This is a genomic window from Streptomyces sp. AC550_RSS872 (assembly GCF_019049285.1).
GTDB lineage: Bacteria > Actinomycetota > Actinomycetes > Streptomycetales > Streptomycetaceae > Streptomyces.
Map to the genome: position 1 here is coordinate 312,913 of NZ_JAGMUL010000092.1, position 24,458 is coordinate 337,370.

The following is a 24,458-nucleotide window of genomic DNA, read 5'->3' on the forward strand; positions in this document are numbered from 1 at the left end:
GAGCGGTACCGTCACCGGGCCGTTAGGCGGTCCCGGTGACGCACGGTTGATCACCACGCCGGCCGGGCACCGTCACGCCGCGGACGGCGTCCGGCCCGCAAGAGCCACCGTCCGGGCGCCTCACCGGCCGGGAGCCGGTCCCACCGACGCGCGGCTCATCACCGGGCAGGCCAGGCGTCGTACCGTCGCGGGCGGTGTCCTGCCCGTGTCGATGGCGCCCAGGAGCAGCCGCGCTGCCGCCTCGCCCATCGCTCGGTGGGGCAGGGCGACGCTGGTGAGGGGTGGGGTGAGGAACGCGGCCATGTGTTCCTGGTCGTCGTAGCCGACCACCGACAGGTCCTCGGGGACGGTGATGCCGAGCCGGGTCGCGGCGTGCAGGACGCCGGCCGCGACCCGGTCGTTGTAGCAGAAGAGGCCGGTGGGGCGCCGGTCGGCGGGGGTGCCGTGCAGGATGCGCATCGCGCCCTCGTAGCCGCCGGCGATCTCGCCGCCGGTGCGGACGACCCACTCCTTGGGGACGGTGATGCCCTCGGCGCGCAGCGCGTCCCGGAAGCCGCGCAGGCGGTCGACGGAGGCGAGGTCGTCCTGGCCGCCCACCATGGCGACCCGGTGGTGCCCCTCGTCCAGCAGGAGCCGGGCCGCCGTACGACCGCCCGCGCGTTCGGCGGGGATGACGGCGGGCAGGGAGTCGTCCTCGGGCAGGCAGTTGGCGAGCACGGAGTGGGTGCGGTGCAGTCCCTCGGGGACGCGGACGCGGCGCAGCGACATGGCCGCGTAGATGATGCCGTCGACGCGTCGGTCGAGGAGTTCGGCGACGGCTGCGTCCTCCTTGGCCGGGTCCCCGCCGGAGTCGATGGTCAGGACGAGGTGGTCGCTGTCCCAGGCGGTCTCCATGGCGCCGCGCAGCAGCCGGCCGGCGAAGGGCGAGGAGGCGATCTCGTCGGTGACCAGGCCGATCACGGCCGTACGGCGGCGGCGCAGGCCGCGGGCGACAGGGTCGGGGCGGTAGCCGAGCCGGGCGGCGGCCCGGCGGATGCGTTCCTGCGTGGCGGGCGAGAGGTTGCCCTCGGCGCGGCCGTTGAAGACGAAGGAGACCGCGGTGTGCGACACGCCGGCGAGCCGGGCGACATCGCGTGACGTGGGCCGTCCGGATCCCGTCGGCTGCTTCTCGTCAGTGCCGCCCATGCCGTCCGCTGCCCTCATCCCCACCCGTCCGGTTGATCGATCCTCACCCTATCCGTGACGCTGGGTGTACGGCACAGTCGAGGGAAGGTCCGACAGTGATCAGCATTCCGCTGCACACGCCCAACGACGGTACGACGATCCCCGCGATCGGCCTGGGCACCTGGCCGATGGACGACACGCAGGCCGAGCAGGCGGTTGTCGACGCCCTGGAGCTGGGCTACCGCCTGGTCGACACGGCGACGAACTACCGCAACGAGACCGGCGTCGGCGGCGGCATCGCCCGCAGCGGCGTCCCGCGCGAGGAGGTGGTCGTGACGACGAAGCTCCCGGGCCGGCACCACGGCTACGAGGAGACCCTCGCCTCCTTCGAGGAGTCCCGCGCCCGGCTCGGCCTGGACTACGTGGACCTCTACCTCATCCACTGGCCGCTTCCCCGCGTCGACAAGTACGTGGACTCCTGGAAGGCCATGATCAAGCTGCGTGAGGACGGCCTCGTCCGGTCGGTCGGCGTCTCCAACTTCACGGCCGGGCACATCGAGCGGCTGGGCAAGGAGACCGGGGTCCTGCCGTCCGTCAACCAGATCGAGCTGCACCCCTACTTCCCGCAGGCGGAGCTGCGTGCCTTCCACGCCGACAGGGGCATCCTCACCGAGAGCTGGAGTCCGCTGGGCCGGGGCACGGACCTGCTGGACGATCCGGTCGTCGGCGCGGTCGCCGAGGCTCACGGGGTGACGCCCGGGCAGGTCGTGCTGCGCTGGCACGTCCAGCTCGGCGCCGTCCCGATCCCGAAGTCGGGCGATCCGGGCCGGCAGCGCGCCAATCTCGACCTCTTCGGTTTCGAACTGAGCGCCGCCCAGATGACGGCCGTCGCGGACCGCGCCCACCGGCGCGTCGGCGGGGACCCCGAGGTGCACGAGGAGTTCTGACCGTGCGTCGCGGGCGCCGCCGCGGGTACTCGGGGCGCTCGGGAAGGAGGCGCTCGTGGGTGAGAAGGACCGGTTGCGGGACTACCGGGGCAAGCGTGACTTCGGACGGACCCGGGAGCCGGAGGGCCACGGTGCCGCCTCCGGTGACCGGCCGCGGTTCGTGGTGCAGATCCATGACGCCAGGACTCTGCACTTCGACTTCCGGCTCCAGGTGGACGACGTACTGAAGTCCTGGTCGGTGCCGAAGGGGCCCTCCGACGACCCGCAGGACAAGCGGCTCGCCATGCCCACCGAGGATCACCCTCTGGAGTACGAGGAGTTCGAGGGCGTGATCCCGAAGGGCGAGTACGGCGGCGGCACGGTGATCGTCTGGGACCACGGGACGTACGAGCCCCTCAGCCACGACCGCAAGGGGCGGCCCGTCGACTTCGGGGAGTCGTTGGAGCACGGTCATGCCACGTTCCGGCTGAGCGGGTCGAAGCTGCACGGCGAGTACGCCCTCACCCGGATCCGCGGCGGGCGGGACGGCGACCGGGAGGCGTGGTTGCTGGTGAAGGCCCGCGAGGGCCGGGCGCGCGGGCACGGCACGCCCGACCCGTACCGGGCGCGTTCGGTGCGGTCCGGTCGGACCCTCGCCCAGGTCGCCGCGGCCGGCGACGAGGGGTGACGCTGGCGATCGGTCTCCTGGACGTCATACGGGAGCGGCCGAGGGGCGGCGCGGCCGCGTGAGCCTTGCGGATCTTCGGGTTCCGCCCCCAACTGGGGCCGTCTGCCTTTATGTTCGCGGCGGAACCCATGTCCCCAGGAGGCTCCCCGTATGCGCACCGCACTCCGTGCCGCCCTCACCGGCGCCGTCGCCACCGCCACCGTCCTCGTCTGCGGCCCCGCGCAGGCGACACCCCCGGGCCCGGGCGTCACCGGCCGGACCATCAGTCAGACCACCGTCGGCGACACCGACTACGTCCTGCGAGAGGTCACGGTGCCGCCCGGCCAGGCCACCGGCTGGCACTACCACGACGGTCCCGTGTACGGGTACGTGAAGCAGGGCACGCTCAGCCACTACCACTCCGACTGCGCCTCCGACGGCGTCTATCCGCAGGGCACCGTCGTGCGCGAGCCGGGCGGTCCGAGCGATGTCCATCTCGGCCGGAACCTGGGCGACACCACGCTCGTCCTGGAGGTGTTCTACATACTCCCGCACGGCGCGCCGTTCTCCGAGGACGTGCCCAACCCGGGCTGCCCGTTCGAGTGATCACACCGGCGGCAGCGGCTGTTCGGCCCAGATCGTCTTGCCGCTGCCGGTCTGCCGGCTGCCCCAGCGCCGGGTGAGCTGGGCGACCAGCAGCAGTCCGCGGCCACCCTCGTCGTAGGCGTGGGCCCGGCGCAGATGCGGGGAAGTGGAACTGCCGTCGGAGACCTCGCAGATGAGGGTGCGGTCGCGGATCAGGCGGAGCTGGATGGGCGGGGCGCCGTAGCGGATGGCGTTGGTGACGAGTTCGCTGACGACGAGTTCGGTGACGAAGGACGCCTCGTCCAGTCCCCATGCGGTCAGTTGGTCCGTGGCGGCCTGCCGGGTGGCCGCCACGTGCTCGGGGTCCGGCAGGACGTCCCAGGTGGCGATACGGTCCGCGCCCAGGGCCCGGGTGCGGGCCAGCAGCAGGGCCACGTCGTCGCTGGGGTCCTCCGGCAGCACGGCCTTGAGCACGGTGTCGCAGAGGGCGTCGAGGGACTCGGCGGGCGCGGTCAGCGCGTGGCACAGTTCGGCGATGGCGTGGTCGATGTCGCGGTCGCGGTCCTCGATGAGGCCGTCCGTGTACAGCGCGACCAGCGAGCCCTCGGGCAGTTCCACCTCCATCGCCTCGAACGGCAGCCCGCCGACGCCGAGCGGGGGTCCCGCGCTCATCTCGATGACCTGCGTGGTGCCGTCGGGCAGGACCAGGGCCGGTGGTGGGTGGCCGGCGGCGGCGAGGCTGAGGCGGCGGGTGACGGGGTCGTAGACGGAGTAGAGGCAGGTGGCCCCCAGTTCGGCGACCTCGTCTCTGTCGTCCCCGGCGAGATGGGTGACCAGGTCGTCGAGATGGGTGAGGAGTTCGTCGGGCGGCAGGTCCACGTCGGCGAGGGTGCGTACGGCCGTGCACAGACGGCCCATGGTGGCCGACGACGGGATGCCGTGTCCGACGACGTCCCCGACGACGAGGGCGACGCGGCCACCGGACAGCGGGATCACGTCGAACCAGTCGCCGCCGATGCCGGCCTGTGATCCGGACGGCCGATAGCGGTGTGCCACCTCGACGGCCGCCTGACCGGACAGGCCCCGGGGCAGCAGGTTGTGCTGGAGGGCGAGCGCTGTGGTGCGTTCGCGGGCGAAGCGGCGGGCGTTGTCGATGCAGACGGCGGCCCGGCTGGCGAGTTCCTCGGCGAAGACGGCGTCGTCCTCGCCGTATTCGTCCGGCTGTCTGATGCGCACGGCCACCGCGACGCCGAGCGTGATGCCGCGGGCCCGCAGCGGCACCGCCATCATCGAGTGGGCGCCCACGCGGTGCGGCCGGCCCTCCGGAGCGCGGGCGTTGCGTTCCGCGACCCACCGTATGAAGGCCGGATCGCCCGCCTGGCTCTGCATCACCCGGCCTTCCAGGATCGCCCGCGCCGGCGGCGAGAACGGCGGGTAGAAGTCCACCTCGCCCAGGTGTACGGCGGCTTCCGGGGTGCCCTCGGTACCGGAGCCGTGGGCGACGCGGCGCAGGGCGATGTCGGTGCCGGACAGGGCCGGCGGCTCCTCCGCTCCGAGGACCCAGTCGAACAGGTCGACGCTGGCGAAGTCGGCGAACCGGGGCACCACGATGCCGATGACCTCCTCGGCGGTGCGCACCACGTCCAGGGTGGTGCCGATGGCGGCCGCCGCCTCGTTCAGCAGGGCCAGCCGCTGCCGTGCCCGGTACTGGTCGGAGCTGTCGAACGCCGCCAGGGCGGTGCCCCGGACAACGCCGGAGTCGTCCCGGACCGGCCACATCTCGATGCTCCAGGCGTGCTCCCGGTTCAGGGCCGGGGCTCCGGTGAAGCTCTCGTAGCGGACGGGTACGCCGGTCTCGGCGACCTTGCGCAGATGCCAGTGGAAGCCGCGGCTGTGCTCGGCGTCCTCCACTGTCTCCAGGAAGTCCCGGCCGATCAGGACGTCCTCCGGTACGCCCATCACCTGGCAGGCGGCGCCGTTGAGCCGCAGATAGCGCTGGTCGGTGTCGAGGACGGACATCGACATGGAGGCCTGCTGGAAGGCGCGCTCGCCCAGGTCGGGTCGCTGGTCGCCGGGGGGTTCGCCGGTGAGCATGTAGCCGTCGGGTTCGCCGTCGGCGGCCAGCACGAGGTAGGCCCGCAGGACCAGGGGCACCTGCGAGCCGTCGCGGTGGCGCAGGGTGACGGTGCCGGTCAGCGCGGCCAGGTCGGCGGGCGACGGTTCCTCGGCGAGCAGGTCCCGCGCGGGCCGTCCCACGACCTCCTCGGCCGTGTGGCCGGTCAGCCGTCGGGCACCCTCGCTCCACCCCTTGACCACTGCCTGGGCGTCGAGGACCGCCACGGCGCAGACGCGCTCCATGTCGTCCAGCATGAGTCCTGCGCCGCACCGCATCAACCGCGACGGCAGGACGGTCAGGCCCGCCGGGCCCCGCCGGTCGCGCCGACCGGGGCCGGGGTGGTCACTTGCGCAGGGCGGCGAGGGCCCGGTCGGCGTGGGTGTTCATCCGCAGTTCGCTGCGGACGACCTCCAGGACCGTGCGGTCCTGCCCGATGACGAAGGTGACCCGTTTGGTGGGGGCCAGTGAGAAGCCGCGTGCCACGCCGAACTGCTCCCGGACCGTCCCGTCGGCGTCGGAGAGCAGGGTCATGCCCAGCGTGTGGCGGTCGGCGAACTCCTGCTGGCGTTCGACCGAGTCTGCGCTGATGCCGACCGGCCGTGCCCCGACTGCGGCGAACTCGGCGGCGAGGTCCCGGAAGTGGCAGGCCTCGGCGGTGCAGCCGGGGGTGAGGGCGGCGGGGTAGAAGAAGAGGACCACCGGCCCTTCGGCGAGCAGCTCGGTGAGGCTGCGGGTGGTGCCGGTCTCGTCCGGCAGGGCGAAGTCCTCGACCTTGTCGCCGGTCTTCAGCTGTGCGCTCATGCCCGGCCCTCCGCGTTCTTCGCGACGCCCCGGGCCCACAGCACGAGGGGGATCTGGAGCGGCAGCCTGCCGAACGCGGCGGCTTTCTGGGGGGTGGGGCGGTGCCGCCAGTCGGCGGCCATCTTCACATTGGCGGGGAACACACCGACGAAGAAGGCCGCGGTGGCCAGCGCGGCGGCCTTGCGGGTACGCGGCGACGCCAGACCCGCCGCCAGCGCGAGTTCGGCGACGCCACTGGCGTACGTCCAGGTCCGGGGCGTCCCCGGCAGGGAGCGCGGAACGGTCGCGTCGAACTGGCGGGGGACGGCGAAGTGCGCGACGCCCGCGGTGGCCAGCAGGCCGGCGAGCAGCAGGGGTGAGCGTTCGGACCGGGGCACGGATCCTCCTTGGATGGCCTGCCGCCGGATGCTACCGGAGGGTAGGCGAGGGCCTGCCACCGCCCCTGCCTGTTCATCGGCCCTGTGGCGAGCGGCGGTTGTGGCTTCCGGGGGTGTATCCGAAGGAGCGGCGGAAGACGTCGATGAAAGCGCTGGCGGAGGACCAGCCGCAGCGGTGGGCGACGGTGGTGACAGGGGTGTCCTCGGCGAGCAGCCGCAGCGCGTGGTACAGCCGCGACTGGGTGCGCCACTGCGGGAAGGTCATGCCGAACTCACTGCGGAAGAGCCGGCTGAGGGTGCGCTCACCGACGCCGGCCGCGGCGCCGAGAGCGGCGAGGGTGCGCGCGTCGGCGGGGTCGGCCTGGACGAGTGCGCAGACCTCGGCCAGCCGTGGATCAGTCGGGGTGGGCAGGCGCAGGGGCTGCTGGGGCGATGCGCGCAGCTGGTCACGCAGCACGGCGAGCAGACGGCGGCGTTCCGCGCTGTCGTCGGCCGGGTCGCGGGTGTAGGCGAGGATCAGCTCGCGCAGGAGCGCGCTGACGGCGAGGACCGTGGGGGCGCCCAGGCCGAGCGGGTTGTCGTCGGCGGGCAGGCCGACGAGGTGCAGGTCGAGGTGACCGTGGGCGCGATGCGCGTGCACGGTGCCGGCGGGGACCCAGATGGCGCGGTTGCCCGGGGCGAACCAGGTGCCGGCGTCGGTGGTGACGGCGAGGACTCCGGAGCCGGCGTAGACGATCTGGTGGTCGTCGTGCCGGTGCGCGTCGATGTGTTCACCGGCGGCCAGTGCCTGGGCGCGGGTCGGCGCGACCGGCTCGTGGCGGATGTTCGACACAACAAGGCAGATTATCGGAAGCGGGCCATGGGCGGACGCCGCCACGATCGCAGGGTGTCCACCAAACGCGTACGCAACCGAGCCATCACCCTGCTGTCCCTGGGCCACGCCTGTGTCGACGTGTACCAGGGCGCGGTCGCGGCCCTCGTCCCCTTCTTCGTCGCCGAGCGCGCCTACAGCTACGCCGCCGCCTCGGGCGTCGTCCTCGCCGCGTCCTTGCTGTCGTCGTTGGTGCAGCCGCTGTTCGGCGCGCTGACCGACCGGTGGGCGATGCCCTGGCTGCTGCCGCTGAGCGCGCTGACGGGCGGTGCGGGGGTCGCGTTGAGCGGGGTCGTGCACTCCTACGCGCTCACGCTGACGGTGGTCGCCGTCTCGGGGATCGGGGTCGCCGCCTACCATCCGGAGGCCGCCCGCGCGGCCCGTGACGCCGCGCACGGCAGTCATACGGCGATGGGCTGGTTCTCTCTCGGTGGCAACGTCGGTTTCGCGCTGGCGCCGCTGCTGGTGGCGGCGGTGGTCGCCACCGGCGGCCTGGGTGCCTCTCCCCTGCTGGTCGTGCCCGCGGTCGCGGGGGCGGTCCTGTGCGCGGCGGCGATGCGTTCGGCCGCCGGCGGCGGCACGGCCGCCGTCCGGGGCGAGGGTGCCGGTTGCGACGACTGGGGGTCGTTTCTGCGGCTGTCCGGTGCCATCGTGTGCCGGTCGATCGTCTTCGTCGGCCTGAGCGCCTTCGTCGCGCTGTACGTCCGTCAGCGCACCGGGGGCGGGGACGTGGCCGGTACGGCCGCGCTGTGTGTGCTCTACGTCGGCGGCGCGGTGGGCACGGTGGCCGGGGGCCGGCTCGCCGGGCGGTTCGGGCGGCTCAGGGTCGTACGCCACGCGTATGTGCTGACCGGGCTCGCGGTGGCCGGGGTGGTGCTCGTTCCGGGGCCTTCTGTGTATCTGTTCGTCGCCCTGACGTCGGCCGGCCTGTATGTGCCGTTCTCGCTGCACATCACGCTCGGCCAGGACTATCTGCCCCGGCGGGTGGGCACCGCGAGCGGGGTGACGCTGGGGCTGGCCGTGAGCGTGGGTGGTCTCGCCGCCCCGGTCGTCGGGGCGCTCGCCGACGCCACCTCGCTGCGGACCGCGCTCGTCCCGCTGATCGCCCTGCCCGCGCTGGGGCGACTGCTGTTGTGCGGGCTGCGGGAGCCGGCGCCGCCCGGGCGGGCCGCCGACTCGTCCGACTCGTCCGGTCAGCGCCCTCGCACGGCGTCGGCATGATCGCGCCCGGGCCGACCGGTCAGGCGGTCGCGGCCGGTGCGGTCGGCTGCGGTCCGGGCTCCTCGTCGACGGCGTGGGCGGGGAAGTCGTCGACCCCGCGGTGGAACAGGGTGGCCAGCTGCCGCAGTTCGTCGGCGGTCCGGTCGGCCAGGGCCAGTTGCATGCCGCAGGCACCGGCGTCGCGGACGCGGGCGATGGCCTGACGGCCGGCCTCGGTGAGTTGGATGCGCTGGGCGCGGCGGTCCTGCGGGTCGGGGACACGGGTGACGTATCCGGACTTCTGGAGCTGCTGCGCCGTCCGCGTGACGTGCGAGGCCTCCACACCGAGCCGGTCGGCGAGTTCCCCGGGGCGCAGCGACTCCGAGTCGGCGATCTGCCGCAGCAGCGCCACGGCGGCCGGGTCCAGCGGCACTCCGGCCAGTGCCAAGTGCGACCGTGACAGCGACTCCCGGCCAAGGCCGCCGCCGCGCTGCCGCACGGAGCCGGTGGCGTGCTCGGGGGTCCCTGCTCCTGCTGCGGTGGTGTCAGCGGCCAGGCGTGACCGGGGCCGGCCACCTGCCGACGACGGCGTCGGCGAGGCCGTTGGCGGCGTCGTCCCAGGTGGACCGTGGGGTGGGGGTCGACCGGAGTGGACGCCGTGTTCGGCGAAGAGCCGCAGTCGATTGATTGAAGAAGCGGTGATCGGCGAACAGTGAAGGAGCCCGGCATGGGCCGTCCTGCTCGTCCTGCTCCGGGATGACGTGACCCGGGGCGCATACTGCGTTCCGAGTACCCGCGACCTGCGGCAGGCGGACGACGACGACGGGGGCCTGACCAGACATGCTGGGCGCCGTCCCATGTTCCGGAACCGGAAGAAACGCCTCCATGACCATCCGCGTGCTGCTCGCCGACGACCAGACCCTGCTGCGGGCCACCTTCCGGATCCTGATCGACTCGTGCCCGGACATGGAGGTGGTCGGCGAGGCCGCCGACGGTGCCGAGGCTGTCGACCTCGCCCGGGCCCACCGCCCCGACCTGGTGCTGATGGACATCCGTATGCCCGGCGCCGACGGGCTGGCCGCGACGTCCGCGATCTGCGCCGACCCGGATCTCACGGCGGTGCGGGTGCTGATCCTCACGACGTTCGAGATCGACGAGTACGTGGCGCAGGCGCTGCGGGCCGGGGCGAGCGGATTCCTCGGCAAGGACGTCACGGCGGACGTGCTGCTGGACGGCATCCGGACCGTGGCAGCCGGCGACTCGCTCCTCTCCCCCACCGCCACCCGCACGCTCATCACCCGGTTCCTGGCCTCCCCCGCCGAGAGCTCGCAGTCGGCGGCACCGGAGCACCTCGCCGCCCTCACCGCACGCGAGCGGGAGGTCATGGCCTGGGTGGCCGAGGGGCACTCCAACGAGGAGATCGCCGAGAAGCTCTTCGTCAGCCCGCTGACCGTGCGGACCCACGTCCACCGCGCCATGACGAAGCTGGGCGCCCGCGACCGTGCCCAACTCGTCGTGGTGGCCTACCAGTCGGGGCTGGTGCGGGCCGTACCGCCGCACGAGGGCCACTGAGGTACGGGCCGCCGTTCAGGGGAAAACGGCGGCCCGGGCGCGTGGGGGCCGGCCGGGGCGTCGACAACTGACCCGTGAGCCTGCCGCTGATCCCTCCGATGCTCGCCACGCCCGGCACGCTGCCGCCCGCGGCACAGGACGCGCGCTGGGCGTACGAGACCAAGCAGGACGGCCAGCGCGCGGTGATCTACCTCGAAGGGGACGGAAGCCTGCTGCTGCGCGCCCGTTCCGGTGAGGACATCACGGCCGCCTATCCCGAACTGCGGCCGCTCGGCGACGCGCTCGGCACCACGCCCGCGGTCCTGGACGGGGAGATCCTGGCGCTGGACGAGGAGGGGCGCGCCGACTTCCAGTTGCTCCAGTCGCGGATGGGTCTGGCGCACGCCCCCGTCCGGGCAGCCCGGATGGCCGCCGGGGCCCCCGTGCATCTGGTGGTCTTCGACGTACTGCACCTGGCGGGCCGCTCCCTCCTGAGGACCCCCTATTCCCGGCGGCGCGGACGGCTGGAGGAGTTGGGCCTGGGAGGGCCCTACTGGTCGACGCCGGCGGCGCTGGTCGGACACGGCGCCGAGGCGCTGCGGGCCACCCGCGAGCACGGGCTGGAGGGGCTGGTGTGCAAGCGGCTGGACTCGCTGTACGAGCCCGGGGTGCGCTCGCGCGCCTGGATCAAGATCCGGAACATGCTCAGTGAGGACGTGATCGTCGGCGGCTGGCTGCCCGGCAAGGGGCGGCTCACCGGCCTGCCGGGCGCCCTGCTGGTCGGGCAGTACACGGCGGGGCGGCGGCTGCGGTACGTGGGTGGTGTGGGCACCGGCTGGAGCGCGGCCGAACGGACGCAGCTGGCCGAACTGTTGCGGGCCTGCGCGAGCGACGTGTGCCCCTTCGATCCCGTACCCCAGGTCGCGGGCGCGCACTGGGTGCTGCCCCGGCTGGTCGGTGAGGTGCGCTTCAGCGTCCGCACCCGGTCCGGCATGCTGCGCCAGCCGTCCTGGCTGCGCCTCAGGCCCGACCTCGCCCCGGAGGACTCGGCGGCCTTCCTTCCCGACGACAGCGGGCCCACAGGTCCAGGCCCGCACACAGGTTGAGCGGCAACTCTCGCCCTGCCCTTCACTATTGCCCTGCCCTTCACCATGGGTACGCCCGTGGCTCTTGGCGCGTAAGTGAAAACCGGGGATCCTGAACTGCCTTTCCCCCCACAGCCGTTCGGCTGCGCCCGGACCCCCGAGGAGACGCAGTGTCGTCACAGAAGTTCCGCACGCACCGCAGAAGATGGCTCACCGGTCTGACCGGTGCCGCCGCGCTCGTCATGGCCTTCCCCAGCGTCGCCCTCGCCGCGCCGCCCGGGGCGCTCCCCGCCAACGCCGAGGCCGCCGAGCAGACGTACCAGCCCGCCTTCGACTACGACACCGACGGCTGCTACTCCACCCCCGCCATCGGCCCGGACGGCACCGTCAACGGCGGCCTCAACCCGACCGGCTCGCTCAGCGGCGACTGCCGGGACGCGTCGGACCTCGACAACACCAACGGCTACTCGCGCTACAAGTGCAACAACGGCTGGTGCGCCTATATGTACGGCCTGTACTTCGAGAAGGACCAGGCGGTCGCGGGCAGCAGCATCGGCGGGCACCGGCACGACTGGGAGCACGTCGTGGTGTGGGTGCAGAACAACGCGGTGCAGTACGTCTCGACGTCCAACCACGGCTCGTTCACGATCAGCCCCGCGTCCTCGGTGCGGTTCGACGGTACGCACGCGAAGATCGTGTACCACAAGGACGGCATCTCCACGCACTGCTTCCGTCTCGCGGGCTCCAATGACGAGCCGCCGGAGAACCACGAGGGCACCTGGCAGTACCCGCCGCTGGTCGGCTGGAACGGCTACCCCGCGGGCGTTCGCGACAAGCTGGTCGCGTACAACTTCGGCAGCGCCAACTTCGGCCTGAAGGACGGCAGCTTCGCCAACCACCTGGCGTCGGCGAAGCCGTCCGGCATCGCGTTCGACCCGAACGCCTGACCAGGCGACACCCATCGGGCGCGGGTCCTAGGACCCGGACACCCGCGGCTTCCGTCCCGCGCCCGATCCCCGCCCGCCGCCGGGCGCCTAGCGTCATCCTCATGGACACGAGCAACACGAACTACGCGAGCGGTTCGAACCACCGGGGCGACAGGGGCGATACGAGCGGACGGCTCGAGGAAGCCCTGGAACGTCTGCACGTCTGCGGCCCGGAGCGCGACGGCTGGCTCTCCAACCACGCACCCATGGTCGTGGAGGCACTCGCCGCGCACGGCCGGGCGGAGCGGGTGCACCACTGGCTGGACCTCTACCAGGACAGGCTGGAGGACTTCCCCGATCGCGTGGCCCCCGTCACCGACGACAACTGGCCCTCGGCACTGGGTGATCCGCGCCGCATAGCCGACTGGACCGATCATTTCTCCCGCGCCCTCGCCGAACGCCCGTGGCGGGACGTCCTCGCCGAGTGGTGGCCGCGTCTGCTGCCCGGCCTGGTCGGCGGCGCCACGCACACCGTCATCCGGGCCGGCCACGCCGTACGCGCCGTCGAAGCCGACGAGAACGCCCCGCGGCTCACCGAACTCGCGCACGCACTCGGCTACTGGGCGGCCCGGCACCAACCCGTCACCGGCCTCACCGCGCTGCCGGGCGCCCGCACGGCCGACGAGTCCCTGGACGCCGTACCCGCGATCGAGCCGGGGCATCTGGGATTCCGCGACCGGCTGGGCGCCCTGCGCCGACTGCCCGTGTGGGCCGACGACGTCACCGACCCGGACACCGCGCGGGACCGTCTCACCGAACTCGTCCGTGCCGCGACCCACCGCTACGCCACCCATGGCCACGGTGAGCCGACCATGCTGGTGCACGCGGCGACCGCCCCCAACGCCGTGCTGCGGACGCTGGACGCGCTGCCGCGCGAGCTGTGGGCACCGAGCCTGCGCGCGGCGTGGACGGCGTCGGCGGCCGTCACCGCGATGTACGCCCCGGTGGAGCCGGTCTTCCCCGCGCCGCCCGCTCGGCTCGCCCCGGAAGAGGTCATGGAGCGCGCCCTCGTCCACGGCGACGAGCACGTCATCAAGCTCGCCGACACGGCCCTGGACGTCGGTGACGAGCGTGCTCTGGCGGCCGCGCTGCGGGCGGTCGAGCTCAGCCAGCCGCTGGTCTGACGTGGCCGTCCGCGTCGACGAGGGTGTCGCCGAGGGCCGTTCGTCCGTACAGCACGTAGTGGCCCTGCCGCCGGGACTGAAGCAGGCCCGCCTCCCGCAGGACCGAGAGATGGGCCGACACGGTGGACGGGGCCAGACCGTGGCGTCGGGCGAGATCCGTGGTGGAGGAGGGGACGGTGAGTCCGGCGAGGACGGCGGCTCGCTGCTGGCCGAGCAGCCGGGCGAGCGCCTCCGGCGGGCGCGGCACGGGGGCGGTGTGCAGGCGGCCCATGCCTCGGGCGGGGTAGATGACGGTCGGCTGCCAGGGCCGGGCGAAGCCGCTGACCACGTCCGGCCACACGAACACGCTCGGCATCAGCAGCACGCCTCTGCCGTCGGGCGGCTGGGCGTCCGCGAGGTCGCGGTACTCGCGCAGGGTGAGGGTGTGCCCGGCCCAGTCGACGGCCGGGTGCAGGCCGGTGAGCAGCGCGTCGAGACCGGCGTCCGCCGCCCGGCGTGAGCGGTACTCGATGTCCGCCTCCAGGACGGCACGGTGGCGGGGCCAGTCGGGGGCGAGCAGCGCGTGCCAGGCCAGTTCGGTGAGGTCGGCCAGGCGCCGGACGGTGGCGGCGGGGTCGTCGAGCGCGGCCCGCCCCTGGGGCGACTCGGCGAGTCCGGGGGTGCAGCCGAGCGAGCGGGCCATCTCCGCGTGGGCCAGAACGGGGTCGGTGGCGCGCATCCGCGCCAGTTCGTCCTCGATGGCCGGGTACGGCTCCTGCGGCGGCGCGCCGAGGAAGTCCGGGGTGTAGCCGCCGGCGGGCGGCACGAACAGCCACAGCAAGGCCAGGTCGAGTCCGGCGACCGTACCGCGCATGCGGCGCAGCCAGGCCTGGTGGTAGCCGTGCCGGGCGGGCCGGCGGAGCATGCGCAGCGCCTCGTGGGTCTGGCACAGCGGCGAGATCGCGAACCGGCAGCGCGTCAGGTCGTCGGTGCCCAGGTGCAGGGCGAGCGGCACGGCGACCCCCGGGGTGAGCGGCGATTCGTTCTGGACCGAAAGAGTAGAGCTGCCCGCCGCGGCCCCGCACGCTTGCCCCGACTCCCCCTCACGGAAAGGCGGTTGGATGAGCAGCGTACGTCCGGCACGTCCCGCACCCTGGCAGCGTGCCGCCGTCGTCGCGGCGTTGATGCTGGCGGCGTTCACCTTCAACACGACCGAGAACCTGCCGGTCGGTCTGCTCGCGCTCATGGCGGACGACCTGCGGGTGTCGCTCGCGGCCGTGGGCGCCCTGGTCACCGGGTACGGCCTGACCGTGGCCGTCGTGTCGCTGCCGCTCGCCCATGTCACCCGGTCCGTGCCACGCCGGTATCTGCTCGCCGGGCTGCTGGGGCTGCTCGCCGTGGGCAGCTGGGTGTCGTCGGTGGGCGGGGTGTCGTACGGCGTGCTGCTGGCGGCGCGGGTGGTCACGGCCTTGGCGCAGGCGTCGTTCTGGGCAGTGATGGGGCCGGTCGCGGTCGGTCTGTTCCCGCCCGAGCGGCGGGGGCGGATCATCGGGCTGCTGTCCGTCGGCGGTTCCCTGGCCACGGTGGCCGGTGTCCCGGCGGGGACCTGGCTGGGCGGGCACGCGGGCTGGCGGATGCCGTTCGCTCTGCTGGGCGTACTGGCTCTCGTCTCGCTCGTGACGATCGGCGCCCTGCTGCCGACGTCCCGCCCGCAGGACGGTCATTCGGCGTACGGCGCGAGCCCCGACCGGCGCCGGTTCCTCGTCGTGCTGGCCGTCACCGCCCTGTCGGTGACCGGTGCCTTCGCCGGGTTCACCTACGTCGTCGCCTTCCTCGACGAGGTGAGCGGCTTTCGCGCGGACGCCGTGAGTGCCGTGCTGCTGGCGTTCGGCGGGGCGGCGCTGGCCGGGGTCACGGTGGCCGGGCCGCTCCTGGACCGCTTCCCGCGTGCCACGCTGACCGTGCCGGTGGCGGCCCAGGCCGTGGCGCTGCTCGGCCTCTACGCGATGGGCCACGTCCCGGCGGCGACCGTCGGGCTGGTCATGCTGCTGGGCGGGGCGGTCTCGACCGCCTTCATGGCGACGCAGACCCAGGTGCTCCAGGTGGCGCCGGGTCGTACGGAGACCGCGCTGGCGGCCAACTCGGCCGCGTACAACGTGGGGATCGCCGTCGGTGCGCTGCTCGGGGGCGTGTTGCTGCCCGTGGTGGGGGTGCGCGGGACGTTCCTGGTCGGGGGGCTGCTCACGGCGGGGGCGCTGGTGGTGCTGACCTGGCCCGTGCGGGTGGGCTCCGGGGGCGGGGCGGGAATCGGGAGGTACCGTGCGGGCGCGGGGCTCTGACGGTCTATCGTGGCCGCATGTCCGTGCCTGAACTGATCCGTATCGTCTCCCGCGACTCGCCCATGGCGCTCGCCCAAGTGGAGCGTGTCCGCGCCGAGTTGGCGGCCCTGCATCCCGGAGTGCGTACCGAGGTCGTGCCGGTGAAGACGACCGGTGACAAGTGGATGGGCGATCTGTCCCAGGTCGAGGGCAAGGGGGCGTTCACCAAGGAGGTGGACGCCGCGCTGCTGGCGGGCGAGGCGGATCTCGCCGTGCACTGTGTCAAGGACGTTCCCGCCGACCGCCCGCTGCCCGCGGGGACGACGTTCGCCGCGTTCCTGAAGCGCGACGACATCCGGGACGCCCTGATCCACCCCGGCGGCCTGAGGCTGGACGAGCTGCCGGCCGGGACCCGGATCGGCACCTCGTCGGTGCGCCGGGTCGCCCAGCTGGCCGCCACCCACCCGCACCTGGAGTGCGTGCCGTTCCGGGGCAACGCCAACCGGCGGCTGGAGAAGCTCGCGGCCGGTGAGGCGGACGCCCTGCTGCTCGCGGTGGCCGGCCTGGAGCGCATCGGCCGCCCTGACGTGATCAGCGAGGTCCTCTCCCCCGAGGTGATGACGCCGCCGATCGGCGCGGGCATCCTCGCGCTCCAGTGCCGCGAGGGCGACACCGAGCTCATCGACGCGATCAGCGGCCTGGGCGACCCGGACACCTACCGGGAGGCCACCGCCGAGCGCATGTTCCTGCACGTCCTCCAGGGGCACTGCAACAGCCCGATCGCCGGGTACGCGCGCGTGGACCGCAGCGGCGAGCTGTCCCTGCGGGCGTGTGTGTTCACCCCGGACGGCAAGACGCGGCTCAACGCCCACGAGTGGGCGGGCCGGCTGGACCCGGCGACCCTCGGTACGTCGGTGGCGGTCGCGCTGCTGCGTCAGGGCGCCCGGGAGATCATCGACGGCATCCCGCACTGAGCGCTCCGCTCAGAGTGCCGCGATGTGCCGTCGATCGTCTGCGGTGCCGTCGTGGCTGGTCGCGCCCACGCGGCGGAAGCCGCCTATCGACACAGCCCCGCGCCCCTTCCCTTTCGCTCGCGCGTCAGGCGGTGCCCTCTTCGGCCTGGTCCCGCAGGAAGTTGCTCACCTGGAGGGCGAGGCCGTCCCGCAGGGTGGTGGCGTGGGGGCCGACGGAGGGCTCCTGGAGGCCGAGGCCGCCGGTCCACAGCCGCCGGTCGGTCCACTCCTCCTCGACGCGCAGCTGGATCTGGACGTCGACCTGGCTCAGGCTCGCCTCCGGGCCGGCCGCGTACATGACGGCGGTGGCCCGGCGCAGCGGGTGGACGTCGAAGCCCTCGATGAACTGCGAGTTGCGCCAGTCGATGAACGCCGCCTCGCCGTCGCGGCCGATCCGCACATCGATCTGGCCGTCCTCGAGATGGATGCCGAAGTGCCGCTCGCCGCGGTTCTCGACGGTGACCCGGACCCGGAAGTACGTCAGCCCCTCGGCGGCCTCGTCCCGTCCGCGCGGCGGCTCGGCGGCTTCCAGACGGTGGACGCGGACACGCAGACCGGCATGCTCGTCGTACTCGCGCCAGTCCCCGACCACGTTCGGCTCGTACACAATCCACCTCTCGACCCAGAGAGCTGCTTCCTATCTTTGCGCTGAGCGCACTGTCAAATGAGCAGAATGCGCTGTGGCCAGCCCATTCGCCCCCTTGATCACCGATCAAGCCGTGGGCAGGAAGAATCCGCTTACTGGTGTGCGCACCGGATTCACCTACGTGCCGCACATCACGTTCCTCAGCAAGATCAGCGAGCCGGCCGGACCAGCAGCAAGGAGGCCGCGGCTATACCGAGCACGGCGGCCACGAGCAGGACGGCGAAGTCGAGCGCGAGGTGGCGGGGCGCGTCGAGGAGAAGACCGAGCCGAGGACGACGACCCCGGCGACGCCGAGCCGCTTCAGCACCAGGTCAGCGCGGCGCCGGGCACCGCGGCGACGAGGATCACGACGACCGCCTGGACCAGGGACTTCTGGCCGCGAACGCCTTGCCGGCGATCAGGGCCGAGCGCGGGGTGAGGGTGACCAGCAGCTGGTTGAGGATGCCGGCGTCGCGTTCCCGCGCGGGTGTAGAGCTCGGTCCGGTCGTGGGCGCAGCTTCTGGAGTTCGAGGGCGCCCATGGCCACCACGCGGGCTGGCAGCAGCCGCCATCCGGCACGGGGCCCGGGGGCCGCAGCAGCAGGTCGATGCCGCTGCGGCCGACGCCGAGTCACACCCCTGTCACAGGTAGTCGCATTCACGAATTTTGTTTCGGATACCTCTTACGGGGGGAATTGAGTCATATGTGCTTCGGACAGGAGGCACGTCCGTGGGAGCCGACCGACCGGCCGACGCGGAGGTGTCCTCCGCGTGTTCCGAATCCGCGCCTCCCACGGTGTCTGTCCATTCGGCACCTGCTGAGGGAGGTGCGCACGAATGAGTGCCACCACCAGAACGAAGCACTCCCACGACGACGCCCCGGACACCGCCGAAGCCTTCGACCGGCTCGTGGGGCTCCCCGACGGGCCGGAACGCAAGGCCCTCAAGGACGAACTGATCCAGGCCTGGCTGCCCATGGCCGAGCGGATCGCCGTCCGGTTCAAGGGTCGTGGCGAGTCCCTCGAGGACCTGTACCAGGTGGCCGCCCTGGGACTGGTGAAGGCCGTCGACCACTACGACCCGGCACGCGGCCACGCCTTCGAGGCGTACGCGGTGCCGACCATCACCGGTGAGATCAAGCGGCACTTCCGCGACCACATGTGGACGCTGCACGTGCCGCGCCGGGTCCAGGACCTGCGCAACCGGGTGCGCAGCTCCGCAAAGGAGCTGTCGCAACTGACGCCGGGCCGCCCGCCCACCGTTTCCGAGATCGCCGAGCACGCGCATCTGAGCGAGGCGGAGGTCCGCACCGGGATGGAAGCCCTCGAGTGTTTCTCCGCACTGTCGTTGGAGGCCGAGATGCCCGGCACCGACGGCTACGCGCTCGGGGACGCGATCGGCGGCCCGGATCCGGCGTACGACGTGGTCGTCGACCGCGTCACCGTCAAGCCGTGTCTGCAACGACTCCCGGAGCGGGAGCGGACCATCCTCTACCTCCGCTTCTTCGGCGGGATGACCCAGAGCCGGATCGCGCAGCAGCTCGGCATCTCGCAGATGCATGTCTCCCGGCTGCTGAGCGGGTGCTTCGCGCATCTGCGTGAGGAGATGCTCGCCGAGGTCCACTGACTCATTCCTGAGCCGATCCCGGAATCTGCGTCGGACCGTGACGTTCGAGGGCGTCCTCGAGTTCGACGCGGATCTCGGGCGGCATCCGCCCGTCCCGGCCCCAGGTGAGGATTAGTTGGGCCACCTGGCGGAGCTTGATGTTCGTGTGCTGGGAGACGTCCTTCAGCACGGCCCACCCCTGGTCGGGCGACACCCGGCCGAGTGCCACGACCATCCCGATCGCCTGGTCCACGACGGCGTGCGAGACAATCGCCTCCTTGAGCTGCTCGACCTCCTCCTCGAGTTCGAGGATCCGGTCGCTCCCGTCGGCGGGTTCGTGGGGTGTGTGTGCCACGCCTCCATCCTCGCCGCTGCGACGGCCGCGTGCCAGTGAAGCGGACGGCCCGGGACCACGACCGTTTCGGCGCCACGCCGGGGGTACTCGACAGGCCCCGGAGCGGATCCGGCTGGACACTGGGAGCAGACCGGTGGCCGGCCGGTCGGGCGAGACCAGGACGCGACTGCCATGAATCACGATGCGAGAACCCCCCGGAGCACGGCCGAGGTCGTGTCCACACACTCCGTGTTCGGCGCACCCTGCTGGGTGAGCCTGACCAGCCGCGATCTCGAGGCCACCCAGGAGTTCTACACGGCGGTGCTGGGCTGGCGCTGGCGGCCGGCCAAGCTGGGCGACCGGTTCCGGATCGCGCTGGCGCAGAGCGTGCCGGTGGCCGGGATCGGTGCGGTCGCCTCGATGTGGCAGATGGCCGTGGCCTGGACCCCCTACTTCGCCGTGCCCAGCGCCGACGAGGCCGTGGCCCGGGTCCAGGAGCGCGGCGGTACGGCGGCGGTCGGGCCGCTGTCGCTGCCGCCCGGGCGGGCGGCTCTGCTGGCCGACCGGGACGGGGCGACCTTCGGGGTGTGGGAGGGCGAGCTCATCTCCAACTGGGAGACCTGGCGGCGTGCCGCGCCGACGTTCATCCGGCTGCACACGCGTGACGCCTTCGACGCCGCGATGTTCTACGGCGAGGTTCTCGACTGGGCCACCGAGCGGCCGGGGTGCTGCGAGGTGCGGTACGAGGGGGGTGAGGTCGTGCTGCGCAGCGGGGGTGACGTGGTGGCGCGGATCGAGTCCGGGGCGTTGGAGGCTGCGCCGGACCCGACGATTCGGCCGCACTGGCAGGTGCACTTCGCTGTCGCGGACGTGGCCGGGTGTGCTCGGGCGGCGGAGTTGCACGGGGGGAGTGTGTTGTCCAAGGGGAGTGACGAGGCTGTGCTGCGGGATCCTGACGGGGCGCAGTTCACTGTGACGTCGCGGCGGGGGCGGTAGGGGGTGCGACTACGGGGGGGCCGCGCGGGGTCGTCAGTCGTCTGCGGCTGCGTCGTGGCTGGTCGCGCCGTTCCTCGCGCCCCTTAAGGGCGTTGTCGTGAGGGTCTTGAGAGGAGGCGTAGGCTGCGGCGTTCCACCAGGACCGCGGTTGATGCCTTGTACTCCGACTCGTCGGGAGGGCCCTGGGGGTCGGCCGTGTTGATCAGTGGCGTCCAGCGTTCGCCGAACGTGCTGTCCGGTAGGCGGAACTCCATCGGCTCCCAGTAGGCGTTGAGCAGGAGCAGGAAGGAGTCGTCGACCAGGGGCTGCCCGCAGGAGTCGGGTTCGGCGATGGCGTCGCCGTTGAGGAAGGCGGCTACGGAGTGGGCATCGGGGCGCTGCCAGTCCTCGTCGGTCATCTCGCGACCCTCGGGCAGGAGCCAGACCAGGTCGGGCAGGGGCTGGTCGGGGTGGGTCGGGGTCTCGCCCTGGAAGAAGCGGCGGCGGCGCAGGACGGGGTGAGCAGCGCGCAGCCCGATGACATAGCGGGTGAAGTCGGCGAGTGCGCGCTGCTCGTCTGTGAGTCTCCAGTCGATCCAGGAGACGTCGTTGTCCTGGCAGTAGGCGTTGTTGTTGCCGTGCTGGGTGCGGCCGAGTTCGTCGCCGTGGCCGAGCATGGGGATGCCCTGCGACAGCAGGAGTGTGGCCAGGAAGTTGCGCTGCTGTCGGGCGCGCAGCGCGAGCACGGCGGGGTCGCGGGTGTCACCCTCGGCGCCGCAGTTCCAGGACCGGTTGTGGCTCTCGCCGTCCCGGTTGTTCTCGCCGTTGGCCTCGTTGTGCTTGTCGTTGTACGAGACGAGGTCGCGCAGGGTGAAACCGTCGTGCGCGGTGACGAAGTTGACGCTGGCACGCGGGCGGCGCCGGCTGTGGGCGTACAGGTCGGAGGAGCCGGTCAGCCGGGAGGCGAACTCGCCGAGCGAACCGGGCTCACCGCGCCAGAAGTCCCGTACGGCGTCCCGGTACTTGCCGTTCCACTCCGACCACAGCGGCGGGAAGTTGCCCACCTGGTAGCCGCCCTCGCCGACGTCCCACGGCTCGGCGATCAGCTTGACGCGGCTGATCACCGGGTCCTGCTGGATCAGGTCGAAGAACGCCGAGAGGCGGTCCACCTCGTGGAACTGCCGGGCCAGCGTGGCCGCGAGGTCGAAGCGGAAACCGTCGACGTGCATCTCGGTGACCCAGTAGCGCAGCGAGTCCATGATCAGCTGAAGGACGTACGGGTGGCGCATGAGCAGGCTGTTGCCGGTACCGGTGGTGTCGTAGTAGTGCGCCCAGTCGCCGTCCACCAGGCGGTAGTACGAGGCGTTGTCGATGCCGCGGAAGGAGAGGGTCGGGCCGCGCTCGTTGCCCTCGGCGGTGTGGTTGTAGACGACGTCCAGGATCACTTCGAGGCCGGCCGCGTGCAGCGCCTTCACCATCGACTTGAACTCGTTGACCTGCTGGCCGCGGGTGCCGTGGGCGGCGTATGCGTTGTGCGGTGCGAAGAAGCCGATCGTGTTGTAGCCCCAGTAGTTGGACAGGCCCCGGTCGAGCAGCACTCCGTCCTGGACGTACTGGTGCACCGGCATCAGCTCGACGGCCGTCACACCGAGGGCGGTGAGGTGCTCGACGACCGCGGGGTGCGCGAGTCCGGCGTAGGTGCCGCGCAGTTCCGGCGGGACGTCGGGGTGGGTGCGGGTGAGGCCGCGGACGTGCGTCTCGTAGATGACGGTGTCGGCGTACGGCCGTCTGGGTGGGCGGTCGCCGCCCCAGTCGAAGTACGGCTCGGTGACCACGCCGAGCATGGTGTGCCCGGCGCTGTCGGCCGGGGCAGGGGCGCCCGGGGTGCGCTCGAAGAGGGAGGCGTGGTTGTCCACCTGACCGTCCACGGCTCGGCTGTACGGGTCGAGCAGCAGCTTCGCCGGATTGCACCGGTGGCCGAGGCCCGGGTCCCAGGGACCGTGCACCCGGTAGCCGTAGCGCTGCCCCGGGCCGACGCCGCGCAGATAGCCGTGCCAGACGAACCCGTCGACCTCGGTGAGCGGAACGGTGGTGTGCCGGCCCTTGTCGTCGACCAGGACCAGTTCGACGCGTTCGGCGACCTCGCTGAACAGGGCGAAGTTGGTGCCCTGTCCGTCGAAGGCCGCTCCCAACGGGTAGGGGTGCCCGCTCCACGCGAGCACCCCTTTGTCGCGCTTTCGCGCCGTCACCGGGCCTCCTCCAGCACGTCGTCCCGGGTGCCCGCGGCGTCGGCGATGGCCGTGACGGGTACCTCGCGGGGCACCTGGAGCGCCTCGCGCAGGTTGGGCGAAGGCGCCGCGGGCACCAGCGGGGCTCGTTCGCCGGCGCGGGCGCGCTGCGAGAACCAGATGACCTTACTGCCGGTCTCCGTGGCGCAGCAGCCCCAGCCGTCGCTGATGGCGGCCAGACGCTGGAGGCAGTCGCGCAGTTCGTGGTCCGGGCGCAGGGCGCGGTCGTTGTCGCCGATGGCGGTGATGAGGTGGTGACGGTTCCACCACATCTCGATCGAGGTGTTCTTGTCCGTCGCGTGCTCGTCGATGGCCCGCAGCAGCATCTCCGTGCTGTGGCAGACGGGCTCGACAAGCGTCTCCAGGTCCCAGTACCTGAGGTGAGCGGCCAGAATTCGGCTGACCTGCCCCACCCGTTCGGGGCTGACTTCCACGTCTAGGTGGTAGTAGCAGGGCACTGCGGTCTTCACCGTCGTTACCTCCTCACCGCGAAAGCTCCCGCCCTCCTCGCCCCTGCGGGACGGGCCCCGATACGGAGCGTGAGCGCTGATCGCTTCTGAGTCACTCCAGGGTGGGGGCGGTACGCCATTCGTGCAACAGGAGCACATCCCTGAGGTAGTTGAAGATCCAACAGGACGCTGCGTCGCCGAGCGTGCACCATGTGTGAAGACCACGATGCCCGTAACGGAACCCGTGCGTGTGCGCGCACGGGTCTCCGCCCGACGGTCGGGAGACGTGTCATCGAGCCCGGAAGGTGAACGGCGCCATGCTGCTACCGGCAAAAGCCGAGGTCGCCCGGCATCTGCGGCGATACAGGGCCTGGGAGCGCGCCATGCTCGCGGCCCCGGCCGACCTCACGGTCCGCGCCACCTTCGAGGACGCCGGCTACACCCTCTGTGTGCTGATGGGAAAGCGCTGCGCACGCGAGGCCGCGAACGCCGCCGAACGCTATCTGCGCATCACCGCGGCCGCCTATCTCCGTGAGCAGGACGAACGGCCCCGCACGGCGGGCATCTCCGCGCGACGGGGTCCACCCGGGACGCGGCGGTCGAGTTTCCACGCGGGGAGGTAGCCGCCTTCCGGCACAGGAGGTGGCCGCTTTCCGGCACAGGTTGGATTCCCGGCCGGGCCTTGTGCCCGGCCTCGAGCACGGTGGAGGTGAACCATGGGCAGGACCAAGAGCAGGACCGGTGCGGGCACCGGGACCATCGGCCGCATCCCGGTACGGGACGTGAAGCCGGCCGTGGAGTGCGGCAGGCATCCGGCGAAGGCCGTCGCGGGAGAGACCTTCGAGGTCACCGCCACCGTGTTCCGCGAGGGCCATGACGCCGTGGCCGCCAATGTCGTGCTGACCGACCCGGACGGCCGTCCCGGCCCGTGGACGCCGATGCACGAACTCTCCCCGGGCAGCGACCGCTGGGGCGCCAAGGTGACCCCGGCGAAGGTGGGCCGCTGGACGTTCCATGTGGAGGCCTGGAGCGACCCGGTGGCCACCTGGCGGCACCACGCCCAGATCAAGATCCCGGCCGGAATCGACGTCGGGCTGGTCCTGGAGACGGGCGGCGAACTGTACGAACGGGCCGCGGCCGGTGTGCCCGACGACGCACAGCGCGCGACCGTGCAGGCCGCCGCGGACGCGTTGCGAGACGACTCGCTCCCGCCCGAGTCACGGCTCGCGGCGGCCTTCGCGACGAACGTCGACGCGGTGCTGGGCCGGTATCCGCTGCGGGACCTGGTGACGGCTTCGGACCCGCTGCCGCTGCTGGTGGAACGCGAGCGGGCGCTGTACGGCTCCTGGTACGAGTTCTTCCCCCGCTCCGAGGGCACCCCGCAGCAGCCCCACGGCACCTTCCGCACCGCCGAACGCCG

The 24,458-nt window shown here is 72.3% G+C and carries 25 protein-coding genes and 1 pseudogene; 14 read left to right on the forward strand and 12 right to left on the reverse strand.

Annotation, left to right across the window (positions count from 1 at the left end):
- Nucleotides 1-120 precede the first annotated feature (120 nt).
- Nucleotides 121-1,185, reverse strand: coding sequence for a LacI family DNA-binding transcriptional regulator (locus KUM44_RS30955; protein WP_217213057.1), 1,065 nt, complete (start codon nucleotides 1,183-1,185; stop codon nucleotides 121-123).
- A 95-nt stretch (nucleotides 1,186-1,280) separates the two neighbouring features.
- Here KUM44_RS30955 and KUM44_RS30960 point away from each other — a divergent pair, with 95 nt between their 5' ends.
- The 3 genes from KUM44_RS30960 (at nucleotide 1,281) to KUM44_RS30970 (ending at nucleotide 3,363) form a co-directional block, all read left to right on the forward strand.
- A complete protein-coding gene (locus tag KUM44_RS30960; protein ID WP_217213058.1) occupies nucleotides 1,281-2,111 on the forward strand; it encodes an aldo/keto reductase in 831 nt (276 codons plus the stop codon).
- Nucleotides 2,112-2,166: 55 nt separating this feature from the next.
- Nucleotides 2,167-2,778 carry a DNA polymerase ligase N-terminal domain-containing protein gene (locus KUM44_RS30965; RefSeq protein ID WP_217213059.1) on the forward strand — a complete coding sequence of 204 codons (612 nt, stop codon included), beginning with the start codon at nucleotides 2,167-2,169 and terminating at the stop codon, nucleotides 2,776-2,778.
- A 150-nt stretch (nucleotides 2,779-2,928) separates the two neighbouring features.
- A complete protein-coding gene (locus KUM44_RS30970) occupies nucleotides 2,929-3,363 on the forward strand; it encodes a cupin domain-containing protein (protein WP_217213060.1) in 435 nt (144 codons plus the stop codon).
- Here the strand turns inward: KUM44_RS30970 and KUM44_RS30975 are convergent, their stop codons facing one another.
- From KUM44_RS30975 to KUM44_RS30990, 4 genes are all read right to left on the reverse strand, one after another.
- Entirely contained in the window at nucleotides 3,364-5,700 is a 2,337-nt protein-coding gene (locus KUM44_RS30975) for a SpoIIE family protein phosphatase (protein ID WP_217213097.1), read from the reverse strand.
- 100 nt (nucleotides 5,701-5,800) lie between these two features.
- Entirely contained in the window at nucleotides 5,801-6,259 is a 459-nt protein-coding gene (locus KUM44_RS30980) for a peroxiredoxin (RefSeq protein ID WP_302186071.1), read from the reverse strand.
- Nucleotides 6,256-6,636 carry a DoxX family protein gene (locus tag KUM44_RS30985; RefSeq protein WP_217213061.1) on the reverse strand — a complete coding sequence of 127 codons (381 nt, stop codon included), beginning with the start codon at nucleotides 6,634-6,636 and terminating at the stop codon, nucleotides 6,256-6,258. The genes KUM44_RS30980 and KUM44_RS30985 overlap by 4 nt, the downstream gene beginning before the upstream one ends.
- 73 nt (nucleotides 6,637-6,709) lie before the next feature.
- Nucleotides 6,710-7,468, reverse strand: coding sequence for a helix-turn-helix transcriptional regulator (locus KUM44_RS30990; RefSeq protein ID WP_217213062.1), 759 nt, complete (start codon nucleotides 7,466-7,468; stop codon nucleotides 6,710-6,712).
- A gap of 54 nt (nucleotides 7,469-7,522) precedes the next feature.
- Between KUM44_RS30990 and KUM44_RS30995 the strand changes: the two genes are divergently transcribed.
- On the forward strand, nucleotides 7,523-8,728 hold the full coding sequence (locus KUM44_RS30995; protein WP_308402774.1) for an MFS transporter: 1,206 nt from the start codon (nucleotides 7,523-7,525) through the stop codon (nucleotides 8,726-8,728).
- Between the two features lie 19 nt (nucleotides 8,729-8,747).
- On the opposite strand, the gene KUM44_RS31000 is transcribed toward KUM44_RS30995, so the two are convergent.
- Nucleotides 8,748-9,155: a MarR family winged helix-turn-helix transcriptional regulator gene (locus tag KUM44_RS31000; protein ID WP_254390324.1), complete on the reverse strand. Its 408-nt coding sequence runs from the start codon at nucleotides 9,153-9,155 to the stop codon at nucleotides 8,748-8,750.
- A 437-nt stretch (nucleotides 9,156-9,592) separates the two neighbouring features.
- On the opposite strand from KUM44_RS31000, the gene KUM44_RS31005 reads away from it, so the two are divergent.
- From KUM44_RS31005 to KUM44_RS31020, 4 genes are all read left to right on the forward strand, one after another.
- The gene (locus KUM44_RS31005) at nucleotides 9,593-10,279 is read left to right on the forward strand and encodes a response regulator transcription factor (RefSeq protein WP_217213064.1); all 687 of its coding nucleotides are present in this window, start codon (nucleotides 9,593-9,595) and stop codon (nucleotides 10,277-10,279) included.
- A gap of 74 nt (nucleotides 10,280-10,353) precedes the next feature.
- The gene (ligD, locus tag KUM44_RS31010) at nucleotides 10,354-11,364 is read left to right on the forward strand and encodes a non-homologous end-joining DNA ligase (protein ID WP_217213065.1); all 1,011 of its coding nucleotides are present in this window, start codon (nucleotides 10,354-10,356) and stop codon (nucleotides 11,362-11,364) included.
- Nucleotides 11,365-11,513: 149 nt separating this feature from the next.
- The gene (locus KUM44_RS31015; protein ID WP_217213066.1) at nucleotides 11,514-12,290 is read left to right on the forward strand and encodes an NPP1 family protein; all 777 of its coding nucleotides are present in this window, start codon (nucleotides 11,514-11,516) and stop codon (nucleotides 12,288-12,290) included.
- Between the two features lie 101 nt (nucleotides 12,291-12,391).
- A complete protein-coding gene (locus KUM44_RS31020) occupies nucleotides 12,392-13,453 on the forward strand; it encodes a questin oxidase family protein (RefSeq protein WP_217213067.1) in 1,062 nt (353 codons plus the stop codon).
- Here KUM44_RS31020 and KUM44_RS31025 read toward each other — a convergent pair.
- Nucleotides 13,434-14,447, reverse strand: a complete 1,014-nt coding sequence (locus KUM44_RS31025) for a DUF5937 family protein (RefSeq protein WP_217213068.1) — start codon at nucleotides 14,445-14,447, stop codon at nucleotides 13,434-13,436. The genes KUM44_RS31020 and KUM44_RS31025 overlap by 20 nt on opposite strands.
- A gap of 106 nt (nucleotides 14,448-14,553) precedes the next feature.
- Here KUM44_RS31025 and KUM44_RS31030 point away from each other — a divergent pair, with 106 nt between their 5' ends.
- Nucleotides 14,554-15,771, forward strand: a complete 1,218-nt coding sequence (locus KUM44_RS31030) for an MFS transporter (protein ID WP_217213069.1) — start codon at nucleotides 14,554-14,556, stop codon at nucleotides 15,769-15,771.
- A gap of 17 nt (nucleotides 15,772-15,788) precedes the next feature.
- Entirely contained in the window at nucleotides 15,789-16,724 is a 936-nt protein-coding gene (hemC, locus tag KUM44_RS31035; RefSeq protein ID WP_217213070.1) for a hydroxymethylbilane synthase, read from the forward strand.
- Nucleotides 16,725-16,848: 124 nt separating this feature from the next.
- Here the strand turns inward: hemC and KUM44_RS31040 are convergent, their stop codons facing one another.
- Together KUM44_RS31040 and KUM44_RS45960 are read right to left on the reverse strand one after the other, a co-directional pair.
- Complete coding sequence (locus tag KUM44_RS31040) at nucleotides 16,849-17,370, reverse strand: hypothetical protein (protein WP_217213071.1); 522 nt, start codon at nucleotides 17,368-17,370, stop codon at nucleotides 16,849-16,851.
- A 289-nt stretch (nucleotides 17,371-17,659) separates the two neighbouring features.
- Nucleotides 17,660-17,997, reverse strand: a pseudogene (locus KUM44_RS45960) (multidrug ABC transporter permease); the annotation flags it as partial.
- 227 nt (nucleotides 17,998-18,224) lie between these two features.
- Between KUM44_RS45960 and KUM44_RS31045 the strand changes: the two are divergent.
- Complete coding sequence (locus KUM44_RS31045) at nucleotides 18,225-19,013, forward strand: RNA polymerase sigma factor SigF (protein ID WP_217213072.1); 789 nt, start codon at nucleotides 18,225-18,227, stop codon at nucleotides 19,011-19,013.
- Between the two features lies 1 nt (nucleotide 19,014).
- Here the strand turns inward: KUM44_RS31045 and KUM44_RS31050 are convergent, their stop codons facing one another.
- A complete protein-coding gene (locus KUM44_RS31050; RefSeq protein WP_217213073.1) occupies nucleotides 19,015-19,347 on the reverse strand; it encodes an ANTAR domain-containing protein in 333 nt (110 codons plus the stop codon).
- Nucleotides 19,348-19,518: 171 nt separating this feature from the next.
- On the opposite strand from KUM44_RS31050, the gene KUM44_RS31055 reads away from it, so the two are divergent.
- Nucleotides 19,519-20,322, forward strand: a complete 804-nt coding sequence (locus KUM44_RS31055) for a VOC family protein (protein WP_217213074.1) — start codon at nucleotides 19,519-19,521, stop codon at nucleotides 20,320-20,322.
- Between the two features lie 83 nt (nucleotides 20,323-20,405).
- Here the strand turns inward: KUM44_RS31055 and glgX are convergent, their stop codons facing one another.
- Together glgX and KUM44_RS31065 are read right to left on the reverse strand one after the other, a co-directional pair.
- Nucleotides 20,406-22,550 (reverse strand): glycogen debranching protein GlgX, encoded by a 2,145-nt coding sequence (glgX, locus tag KUM44_RS31060; RefSeq protein WP_217213075.1) that lies wholly within the window; start codon nucleotides 22,548-22,550, stop codon nucleotides 20,406-20,408.
- Entirely contained in the window at nucleotides 22,547-23,059 is a 513-nt protein-coding gene (locus KUM44_RS31065; protein ID WP_217213076.1) for a pep a2, read from the reverse strand. The genes glgX and KUM44_RS31065 overlap by 4 nt, the downstream gene beginning before the upstream one ends.
- A 296-nt stretch (nucleotides 23,060-23,355) precedes the next feature.
- Between KUM44_RS31065 and KUM44_RS31070 the strand changes: the two genes are divergently transcribed.
- Together KUM44_RS31070 and KUM44_RS31075 are read left to right on the forward strand one after the other, a co-directional pair.
- The gene (locus KUM44_RS31070) at nucleotides 23,356-23,661 is read left to right on the forward strand and encodes a DUF5133 domain-containing protein (RefSeq protein ID WP_217213077.1); all 306 of its coding nucleotides are present in this window, start codon (nucleotides 23,356-23,358) and stop codon (nucleotides 23,659-23,661) included.
- A 93-nt stretch (nucleotides 23,662-23,754) separates the two neighbouring features.
- Nucleotides 23,755-24,458: maltotransferase domain-containing protein (locus KUM44_RS31075; protein ID WP_217213078.1), on the forward strand; the 704-nt coding region annotated here is incomplete at its 3' end.